Annotated in this window: 15 protein-coding genes and 1 tRNA gene; 2 read left to right on the top strand and 14 right to left on the bottom strand. The window is 52.1% G+C overall.

The window, feature by feature from the left end:
• Positions 1–262 precede the first annotated feature (262 nt).
• The 12 genes from ACKI5T_RS20090 to ACKI5T_RS20035 all read right to left on the bottom strand — a co-directional run bounded on the left by ACKI5T_RS20090 (position 263) and on the right by ACKI5T_RS20035 (position 5,626).
• Positions 263–1,123 carry a DUF4942 domain-containing protein gene (locus tag ACKI5T_RS20090; RefSeq protein ID WP_407439729.1) on the bottom strand — a complete coding sequence of 287 codons (861 nt, stop codon included), beginning with the start codon at positions 1,121–1,123 and terminating at the stop codon, positions 263–265.
• A gap of 75 nt (positions 1,124–1,198) precedes the next feature.
• On the bottom strand, positions 1,199–1,402 hold the full coding sequence (locus ACKI5T_RS20085; protein WP_407439727.1) for a hypothetical protein: 204 nt from the start codon (positions 1,400–1,402) through the stop codon (positions 1,199–1,201).
• Between the two features lie 29 nt (positions 1,403–1,431).
• Complete coding sequence (locus ACKI5T_RS20080) at positions 1,432–1,923, bottom strand: DUF5983 family protein (RefSeq protein ID WP_407439725.1); 492 nt, start codon at positions 1,921–1,923, stop codon at positions 1,432–1,434.
• Entirely contained in the window at positions 1,920–2,297 is a 378-nt protein-coding gene (locus ACKI5T_RS20075; protein WP_407439723.1) for a TA system toxin CbtA family protein, read from the bottom strand. The genes ACKI5T_RS20080 and ACKI5T_RS20075 overlap by 4 nt, the downstream gene beginning before the upstream one ends.
• Before the next feature lie 49 nt (positions 2,298–2,346).
• Positions 2,347–2,706: a type IV toxin-antitoxin system YeeU family antitoxin gene (locus ACKI5T_RS20070; RefSeq protein ID WP_407439721.1), complete on the bottom strand. Its 360-nt coding sequence runs from the start codon at positions 2,704–2,706 to the stop codon at positions 2,347–2,349.
• Positions 2,707–2,728: 22 nt separating this feature from the next.
• Positions 2,729–2,950, bottom strand: coding sequence for a DUF987 domain-containing protein (locus ACKI5T_RS20065; protein WP_407439719.1), 222 nt, complete (start codon positions 2,948–2,950; stop codon positions 2,729–2,731).
• Positions 2,947–3,426: a DNA repair protein RadC gene (radC, locus tag ACKI5T_RS20060; protein ID WP_407439717.1), complete on the bottom strand. Its 480-nt coding sequence runs from the start codon at positions 3,424–3,426 to the stop codon at positions 2,947–2,949. The genes ACKI5T_RS20065 and radC overlap by 4 nt, the downstream gene beginning before the upstream one ends.
• 11 nt (positions 3,427–3,437) lie before the next feature.
• Positions 3,438–3,917 carry an antirestriction protein gene (locus ACKI5T_RS20055; RefSeq protein ID WP_407439715.1) on the bottom strand — a complete coding sequence of 160 codons (480 nt, stop codon included), beginning with the start codon at positions 3,915–3,917 and terminating at the stop codon, positions 3,438–3,440.
• A gap of 15 nt (positions 3,918–3,932) precedes the next feature.
• Entirely contained in the window at positions 3,933–4,187 is a 255-nt protein-coding gene (locus ACKI5T_RS20050) for a hypothetical protein (RefSeq protein ID WP_407439714.1), read from the bottom strand.
• A complete protein-coding gene (locus ACKI5T_RS20045) occupies positions 4,187–5,005 on the bottom strand; it encodes a DUF932 domain-containing protein (protein WP_407439712.1) in 819 nt (272 codons plus the stop codon). Before ACKI5T_RS20045 ends, ACKI5T_RS20050 begins: the two co-directional genes overlap by 1 nt.
• 110 nt (positions 5,006–5,115) lie before the next feature.
• Positions 5,116–5,349 (bottom strand): DUF905 domain-containing protein, encoded by a 234-nt coding sequence (locus ACKI5T_RS20040; RefSeq protein ID WP_407439711.1) that lies wholly within the window; start codon positions 5,347–5,349, stop codon positions 5,116–5,118.
• Positions 5,350–5,404: 55 nt separating this feature from the next.
• Positions 5,405–5,626, bottom strand: a complete 222-nt coding sequence (locus tag ACKI5T_RS20035) for a hypothetical protein (protein ID WP_407439710.1) — start codon at positions 5,624–5,626, stop codon at positions 5,405–5,407.
• Between the two features lie 220 nt (positions 5,627–5,846).
• Here ACKI5T_RS20035 and ACKI5T_RS20030 point away from each other — a divergent pair, with 220 nt between their 5' ends.
• Together ACKI5T_RS20030 and ACKI5T_RS20025 are read left to right on the top strand one after the other, a co-directional pair.
• A complete protein-coding gene (locus tag ACKI5T_RS20030) occupies positions 5,847–6,329 on the top strand; it encodes a tetratricopeptide repeat protein (RefSeq protein ID WP_407439708.1) in 483 nt (160 codons plus the stop codon).
• Positions 6,330–6,717: 388 nt separating this feature from the next.
• Positions 6,718–7,236 carry an Hcp family type VI secretion system effector gene (locus ACKI5T_RS20025; protein WP_046897939.1) on the top strand — a complete coding sequence of 173 codons (519 nt, stop codon included), beginning with the start codon at positions 6,718–6,720 and terminating at the stop codon, positions 7,234–7,236.
• 551 nt (positions 7,237–7,787) lie between these two features.
• Here the strand turns inward: ACKI5T_RS20025 and ACKI5T_RS20020 are convergent.
• Positions 7,788–8,984 (bottom strand): tyrosine-type recombinase/integrase, encoded by a 1,197-nt coding sequence (locus ACKI5T_RS20020; RefSeq protein ID WP_407439707.1) that lies wholly within the window; start codon positions 8,982–8,984, stop codon positions 7,788–7,790.
• 295 nt (positions 8,985–9,279) lie between these two features.
• Positions 9,280–9,374: transfer RNA gene (locus ACKI5T_RS20015), tRNA-Sec, on the bottom strand.
• Between the last annotated feature and the right edge of the window lie 42 nt (positions 9,375–9,416).

Genomic DNA, 9,416 nt, shown 5'->3' with positions numbered 1-9,416 from the left:
AAGAGAATAGCATTGTCTGTTTAGCACTATAAGTGATCAAATGCACATTATGTCTAATTCACTGATAGGCTATATTTACTAATTAGGAAGGTTAATAATTACTACAATCACATAATACATTATTGGCGGGATCACAGGAGTCGTATTGGGTGGTTAACTTATTGATTAAATGTTAATATTTCGTGTTGGATAAATGACTAACCCCCATAAGCACCCCCAAATGGTTTTACTTGGGGGAATGTGGGCTAAATAGCGATTGTAATCAATTCGTGGTGCTAGATTGTGAAGGTAACATTCCAGGATAATGTTTAGCAATGATGTCATTTAGTTTATCGACCAGCTCAGGTCGTTTGAAGCTGATATGGGCTGTTCCCTTCTGAAAGTATCTGATAGCAAACATCTCATCCTCGTAACGGTTGCAGTGCCGATTAGCATGGATATGGTCGCCGAGACGACAGGTAACGTCAGCGCGGTTGTCGGGGACAGGCTTACCATCCAGGATCATCAGCATACGCTCAAGGTCTGCCAGGCGGTCACGCTGCCAGCCCCAGTTAAGCCCAAATCCCCATCGGTCACATTTGACCAGCCCTGTGACGATGATTTTCGTGCCAAATTTGCAGGGTGAATTCGTCCGATAGTCCCACGATAATCCTTTGAACACATTTATCACTCCGCGCTCAAAAACCTCTCCTTTATTCAGATGCAACTGCTCAAAGGTGCTCAGGATATTCTCTTCGCTGACCACCGGAATATCGTCCTTCTCCAGACTGTTGTACCACTGCTCACGGGCCGCAGCATCCATCAGGCTTAGCATCCCCGACTGCTTCATCAAATCCCGCCATATACCGCGATCGAGATTATGGGTAATGGCTTTCATCGCCGCTTCTCTTTTTTCCATCAGCCAGCAGCCGCAGCGGAAGTCCTGCTTCATGGCCCAGTCCAGAGCGGTTTTACCGCCGATGCTGCGGGTCAGCGTCGAAATATCGTCCAGTTGCTGAATGAGGGATTCAATCTGCGTAAGCGCGGCGTTACGTCCCGTAACGATACGTTCAATACTGGTAGAGCAAATCACGTCGGTATGGCCGGTGAATACTTCGGGTTCGGTGAGGGTAAGGTCTGACATCATTTATTTCCTTTATATAAAGCAAAACGCCAGCCGGTGAGGGCTGGTGCTTGTGCGTGTGTGATGCTTCGATGGCTAATCCGTTCTGGCCTGTTGCAGAAGCTGAAGATGACGGAGATCGCGAACGTCCTGCAATGCTTGTGTGACAGGGGGTAACAGTATTGCGGAGTGGGTGTTGCCTTCGTCGTTGTCGAAGATAATCGGTGTGTTGCAGTCGATGTTGTCCTGCAGCCAGTGAATCAAAATATCGAGGGCAGTTTCTGTGGTTAATTCCGGCATGCGAAAACCTTGTGATGATTGAGGTGGGGTTACCAGTCAAAGGTGGCAAAGCCGGGCAATATCTCACCAAAGGCATCCAGATGAACAATGCCAGCGGCGTAGCGACGCATAAGCGTCACTACCAGGCGGCGACAGGCTTTCGACAGGCCGAGGCGTTTGAGGCGTAAGACCGGAAACGACCACGCGCCCAGGCGGAGCAGATAACCCGAGCCGGTATAACTAATCCACTCGCTGTCGCCAAAGTCTTCGTTCTGGTGTGAAAGGGTAAACAGCAGGGTGTTGTCGGCTTCGGTGATATGGGCGGTACTGCACTGGATGCCGTTCAGGCGGGCAACGGGCGGAAGTGGATCTTCAACAATCAGCTTCCCCGGCTCGTCTGCAACGCGAAGCGAATAACCGTTCTGGTTTACCACATCGATCAGGTTAGCTAGTTCACTGCCGTCAATATCCACGGCAATCCGGCCCATGTTGAGGGCCAGTATAGTGACGGTATCGGCTTCTACCGTCAGGGACAGCTTCATGGTTGCACCTCACGGTATTTTCCGGTGGTGATATCGGTCGCCACGTTGTAATCGTTGCGGGCCATCAACCCGGCGGCTTTCCGTGCGCGGAGAATATCTATACTGGTGAGAAGCGTCGACTGTGTTTCTGCGTTAAAACCACGGCGATCGGTGCGTACCAGATCGTACTTTTCCACGATAAAATTCACGGCGTTGCACAGTGAGATCCCGGCGTCGATATGCTCCTGAATCACGCCATCGTTGCCAAACGGCGTGTCGTTTAACGTCAGACCGTAGTGACGGTCCAGCAGGTGGCTCAGGAGGCACTGCCAGATAGCCACGGGTGACGGGCGTGGCAAAGCCTCCCGTGTCGGGGGAACAGGTTGTGTTTGCATAATGGAAACCTTTACTGGTGAGTTAAATGGAGGAAAAATGCCGGAAGGGTTATTCGGTTGTTGCAGCTGTCGGGTAAATTGCGAGATAGAGATAACCACAACTGCCGAGGGTATCCGCGTCGCAGGTCAGCCCTTTTGCATACAGGGTCACACTGTGCTGATGGCGGGGAGTGAGCTCACCGCTGGTGAGCATCAGTTCAAGTTGCTTCAACAGCAGCGGGAATGCCTGGTCGAGGTGGCGTAAATCTGCCTCGCTGAAGGTCCCGGTGATGCTGGCGCGGTCAGCCAGGTAATGCAGCCTGTTGCCCTCCTGTACCAGTCTCGCGCCAAAACAGGGTGTGTTGTTGCGTCTCAGACCCCACCAGGGTTCGGTGATATCGTGGTTTACAGGCGGTATTTTATTTGACAATTTAGCCTTCCTTAAACGTGAATTAATTCAGGGTAACGCTGCGTAATACGACATACGGCCCGTTGCGGCTCTGACGGCGTTCAGCGAATACCGCGAGCACGCCGCTGATATCCTGTACTTCCCGACCGGCGTAGTGGCATACGCTGCCGGACCATTTGTATTTCCCGGTACAGAAGCGAAACAACCGGGACTGTGGATGCTGGCGGTATATCGTCATTGCCTGGCGTTTACTGATGATTTTCAAAGCCAGCCTCTCTCTGCAAACGAGACGATTTCCATGCCGCCCACCACCAGGTGGTCCAGCAGACGAATATCAACCAGCCCCAGAGCCTGCTGAATACGCGTAGTGACCTGACGGTCGGCATTACTGGGTTCGGCAACCCCTGACGGATGGCAGTGCGCCACAATCACGGCGGCACAATTATGCTTCAGCCCCGCTTTCGCCACTTCACGGGGATGGACCTGCGTATGGTTAATCGTGCCGGTGAAGAGCGTGTCGTGGGCTATGAGGCGATGCTGGTTATCGAGGAAGAGTGCGGTAAATTCTTCGCGCTCCAGTGAGGCAAGCTGCAGACGCAGCCAGTCGCGGACGGCATGGCTTGAGGTAAATGACGTGCCGGGTTCACGTAGCTGGCATTCCAGCAGGATTAATGCTTCCCTGACCGTCTGCTGGTCGGCAGGGGCTAATTCACGGGCAAACAGCGGTAACTGTTGTTCCATAGCGGCTGACCTCAGTCGATGATGTGCATGATGGCACTGCATTCGGGGTGACTGAGCGCGTAGTCCCGCAGGCGGTAATAGTGCTCCGTCATGGCGTCGCATTCGGTGCGCATGGCGTGGTGGCTGTAAGTCATCAGACAGACGGCAATCCCGGCGGCTTCAGAGCTGAGTTCATCGCCGTTACCGTTCATGCTGTTGAACAGCGACCAGAGCTCATCGGCATCCTCATTCGTCTCCGGGGCCATAAACGCACCGCCGTTGCTCAGCGTGTAAAACTGCCAGATGCCGCCGTTGTAGTCTGCACAGACGCGGTCCATCCAGGCGAAGACGGTCGGTTCGAGGATTATCCACTGCGGTATGCGTCCGAAGTGCTGTGGCCAGAAGCCGATGCGCTGCTCGTCCTGTACGAGGCTGGCGGTCAGTGCGGGTGCAGAACCGGCAGGTTGTGTTGGTATCGGGAGGGTATCGTTAAGGTTGATAATGTCGGTCATAGTCGTTTTCCTTGTTTATTTATTGGGTTGGGGATGCTGGTTCAGCAGGAGTGACGGGCAGGACTGCGCATCGCCGTTCTCATCACAACAGGCGGGCCATATACTGTCGGCGAGGCTTAATTGACAGAGGCTGAGTTCTCCGGGTCGGTAGAGAAGATGTGTGCACCAGGCGCACAGGTCGTCATCAGAGATGGAGCGGCAGCCCGGAGCCTCATTCAGGGAAAGCGGATAAACGTCCGCCTGACTGGCATCGTCTGTAACATGCTGCATCAGATCAGAGCCTGCTGCAGTTCTTCGGCCATCACCCAGAGCGCTCTGTTGAGCTTAACGTCGCCATCAATGCCGTTAATCGCACGTGTACGGGTACGTTTACCCTGTGCGGTGCGCCCCGGCAGGCCGCCTTTCAGCAACGATTCCTGAATGCGGTTATAAACGGTCCACAGGTCGTCCTGACGGTCCTCATACCGGCGTGGCGTCAGTATCTGCGCAGCGGTTACCGGCTGGTGCTCTTCGCCATAGCGGTACGTCAGTGCAGCGTTCGCCAGGGCATGTTGTGCCGGCGGCGGCAGGCGTAACGACTGCATGGCGTCACGTTTCTCTTCCACCCTGTCAAAGACGCCGAGCACTTCATAAGCACCCTCAATCACTTTCCCGGCCACATCGCCCCGATGCGGCACGCGAATTTCACCGAACGACTGTCCGCAGACGAGCCCGTTGGTGCAGATGGCTCTGAACAGCCCAGGCAGCATCTGATATGAGCTACTTCCATCATGCGAGTTGAGCAAAATGATCTCCGGTACCTGCTGGCCATTGATCTGCCCGGCCCGACGCAGACGTAACAGGTGTTTGCTGTGCTCTCGTCGGGTCTGGTCACGAACGCGTGACTGGCAGGCGAAGAAGGGTTCAAAGCCTTCGTGCTGAAGATTTTCGAGCAGGGTAATCGTGGGGATATAAGTGTACTTTTCGCTCCTTGAGTCGTGTTTGTCCTCTCCGAAGACGCTGGGAACGTGCTGCATCAGTTCCTCCCGGGTTAGCGGTCTGTCGCGGCGTATCTGGTTTGTCCGCCCGAAGCGGCTGGCTAAACGCATTGTTAATTTCCTTTGTCGATTGATTTAACGGCATAAACAAAAAGGCCATGCGCCCCGGAGGGAACATGGCCTGTTGGTGTGGGGGGTATTCGGGCGAGGCCCGTGGTGAGTCAGTCTCCGGGGATACCGTGGCTGAACAGATAGCGGTTAAGCCATTCCCCGGCGTTGCCTTCAAAATTCCACGCCCGCCAGATTAATTGTTCCTCGCGGTCACGGATCACCAGCCGAAAGTGCGTGCCTTGGTCATCTTCGATAGCGACGTTCTGGTATATCGCTACCACAACATCGGCCTGCCGGCGGGTAAATGGACCGGACGGTAGTGGGGGATCGTCAGTGTTGTGCATCTTCATCTCCTGATAAGCGTCATAAAGCCTGATGCCCCGCTCATTGAGCAGGGCATCAGTGGGTTAAGTGTGTGGTGATAATCTGCAGTATCTGCTCCATCAGGGCAGCGATTAAGGCACCTGCGAGCAGGGGTGCCACCTGTCTGGCGATGTAAATACTGTTTTCGTCATAGCCTTCTTCGCGAAAGTGGTCTTCCACAAACTGCTGTGCCCGGCTGCTGGCGCACCACGTCAGAACCTGACGCAGGGCGTTGAGCACCATTTTCAGTAATGTCATTGAGTTAAATCTCAGAGGGAGCCGGACGGATGAGGGGCATTCAGGGATGCCCCGGCCGGATAAATAAGAGAGGTATGGCGTTACTGCGGTGACGGAGACTCTGGCGGCACGGGGACCTGACCATGAATAATCCGGTGTTTCGCCAGCGCCTGTGGCATGTCGTTGATGCAGTACGTGATGTAGAAGACGTTAAAGGCGACGGTACCCGAGCACTGATGAGATGCGGCTTCACTGGCTGACGCTCTCGGCGAAAGGCGGCGACCTTCAGGCTGCGCGTGCGCTTGCCGGGTGGTATGAAAAACAAGGTGATGAGGTTCACGCCAGAAGCGCCTGGCAGCAGCTGGCGGCGCGGGGCGATGCGGAAGGTCGTTACCACTACGGCGACATGCTGCGCCTTGGTCTTGGTGGACAACATGATTATACGCAGGCCTTCACCCAATACCGGCTCAGCGCGATGGCGGGAAACCGGATGGCGCAGTACCGGGCAGGCATGATGAGCCAGGACGGACTGGGGCTGCCGCGCAACCGCATTCAGGCCTATGCATGGTACTCCCTGGCCGCAACGGAAAACACCAAAGATGCGGTGGATGCACTGAATGCGCTGGAGGCCCTGCTAAGGCCCGATGAAATTAAAGCCGCGCAGAAGCTGGCCCGGGAGTGGAGCCTGCGCATCGCTCAGGAGCAGAACGAGGTGACACCCTGAGCGGCTGTTGCGCACGGCGGATTGTGGTGGTGTGGTTGTTTTTTAATCACGCGAATCACGATGGAGTGGTTTTTTGTGTGATTCGTGTCACAAAAATAATTGCGGAATTGAACACAAAAGCACCACGAAAAGTATGAATGCAAAATCTGCGCAACTTCTTGCTCAACTTTCAGGATAAAACACTTTTTACGCAATAAACGCCGTGAAAGTGAGAGATTTGCGCAACTTCTTGCTTGATTTTGCGCAAGATCTTGCGCGACCCCGTTTTTTGCCCACAACCAGAAAACATAAAACCCTTTAAAAACAATGAAATAAAAAATATGGCATGAGTATTGCTATATCTCAGGCGGAAGTACACATCACGTTTAATTCAATGGAGAAGTTAGCAATGCCAACACCGTGTTATATCAGCATCAAAGGGAAAACCCAGGGCAACATTACTGAAAACGCATTTACCGCAGAATCTGTCGGCAACATATATGTGGAAGGCCACAAGGACGAAATGCTGGTACAGGAAGTTAAGCATGTGGTCACCGTTCCTACCGATCCGCAGTCTGGTCAGCCATCGGGCCAGCGCGTGCACAAACCACTGAAGTTCACCGTCGCGCTGAACAAGGCCGTCCCGCTGATGTACAACGCCCTGGCCTCCGGTGAAATGCTGCCGGAAGTGAAGCTCAACTGGTACCGCACCTCCGTTGAAGGGAAGCAGGAGCATTTCTTCGCGACCACCCTGGAGGACGCGACCATTGTCGATATTAACCTGCATATGCCGCATTGCCAGGATGCGGAAAAATCGGACTTCACCCAGCTCATTGAAGTCTCACTGGCGTACCGCAAGATTACCTGGGATCACCTCAAATCCGGTTCGTCCGGCAGCGACGACTGGCGTAAGCCGGTTGCCGCATAACCGTCATACCGCCCGGGCTTCGGCCCGGGTTATTCAGTGCTGAGGTGTGGCGCCGGCCAGACCTGAACACTGAGAGAGACATTGACCCCGAACGGTGAAAGCCGGGCGTGCGGTAGCCATTGCCCTGAGAGAGGAGAGTTGACATGGCGGACGGTATTGCACCTAAGTTGAGTCAAATATGAGTTGAGATTGAGTCATCCGGCGTTGCCGGACACGTGAAGGGCGTTTATTGAGCCAGAACTGAGAGCACCATGAGATGAATCAGCTTCATAAAGCGCTCAATGAGAAAAGGCAGCATTGTCAGTAAGACAAATATGAGAAATCTTTTCATCGGGTGAGTTTCCTGTATGGGGAGAGTGAAATGCGAATTGCCATACAAGATTTAGGGGATCGTCGTAGAGAATTTACTGCAGTGCCCGATATTGAGACTGCTGTATCTTATTAAATAAAATAATAGTTTATTTAAAATGAAAACAGTGAGTTTTTAGTGTAGAATTGAAGTAACGGCTATGAAAGAAAAACGCCCAACCTTGAAGGCTGAGCATCCTGTTTTATGCCACTTTGCTTTCCATTCCACTGCTCAGACTATTGATGTGGTCAGCATACCATTGCATCATTTCACGCCGACCATCCAAATACTGCGCATGGTTATAAGTTCCACGAATCGAGTTTTTATCGACATGTGCAAGTTGAGTTTCAATCCAAGCCGAGTTAAAACCCTGCTCATGTAAAATGGTACTCATCATGTGGCGAAAGCCATGCCCTGTGAGTCGACCCTTGTATCCTAGTAATTCAATGACTTGGTTCACACTTTCTTTACTGATAGGTTTGCGTGGATCGTTTCTGCCGATAAAGACGAGAGGATGATGCTTTGAGATTGGTTCAAGTAGTTTAAATAAGACAATAACCTGCTCTGATAAGGGGACAATATGAGGCCGCTTCATCTTCATCACTTCAGCAGGGATCTCCCATAATTTCTTTTCAAAGTCGATATCTTCCCATCGGGCAAAACGTAGTTCCTGTGTGCGTACTCCTGTTAACATAATAATCTGCGTTGCCGTTTTGGTTATGATACTGCCAGTATAACCAGCTAAGTCTTTGAGGAAATACGGAAGTTCACTGGAGGTAAGGAAGGGGAAATGAGCCTTTTTGGGAGTAGCTAAAGCGCTGGCAAGATCGGGGGCGGGATTATATTCAGCTCTACCAGTGACTATCGCATAACGGAAGACCTCACCGCAACGTTGGCGAACTTTTCGCATTTTCTCCAGCGCTCCGCGTTTCTCCATTTTTCGTAGTGCTTCCAACAACTCCATTGGTTTGATTTCGGCAATAGGACGCTTGCCAATATAGGGGAAAATATCTTTCTCAAAAGTATCAATAATTTCATCACGATAGTGTAATGACCATCGATCGGCTTTTGACTGGTGCCACTCACGGGCGACAGCTTCGAAAGTGTTTTTCAGGCTCATTTTCTGAGCGATTTTTTCCTCTTTCTTTGCTTCTCCCGGATCTATTCCTGCGGCGAGAATTTTTCTGGCTTCGCTGCGTTTTTCACGCGCGCCGGCCAGTGAAACATCGGGGTATACGCCAATAGAAAGCATCTTTTCTTTACCGGCGAAGCGGTACTTCATTCGCCAGTATTTTGAACCATTAGTGTTAATCAGCAGATACATACCACCGCCATCAGCCAGCTTATAGGGCCTTTCTTTGGGCTTCGCGGTTTTCACTTTAACATCGGTTAGCGCCATGACATCCTCCGGCTTTTAATTAATCCATGCTCCTGAGGGGATTTCTGCTAGAACTAACCCGATACCCCCAATGTATCCCTTGTATAACAAATTTCATTTAAAGCTATTGTTATATATCACATTTTTGACATTTTGGGGGTGCTGATATTTTAAGAGAAAATAACACCCCCTAAGGTACCCCCAAAAACAACTTGATGTGGGTTGAAGTCGGTTGACTTCGAGATACGGATAAGCCCTGATTTATAAGGTCTTGGAGGGGATTTATTGACTTTGAGAGAGTTCAGTAGAGGCTAATTGGCGGAAGATCACAGGAGTCGAACCTGCCCGGGAACGCTGGCGTCCCCAACTGGATTTGAAATCCAGCCACCTCACCGGAGATGACGATCTTCCGCGCCTCGATTGCTACATGGAGGCGGAGCGCAGTATAGCTAC

This window comes from Lelliottia sp. (assembly GCF_045627565.1).
Classification (GTDB): Bacteria; Pseudomonadota; Gammaproteobacteria; order Enterobacterales; family Enterobacteriaceae; genus Enterobacter.
This window is presented reverse-complemented; position numbering and strand designations above follow the sequence as displayed.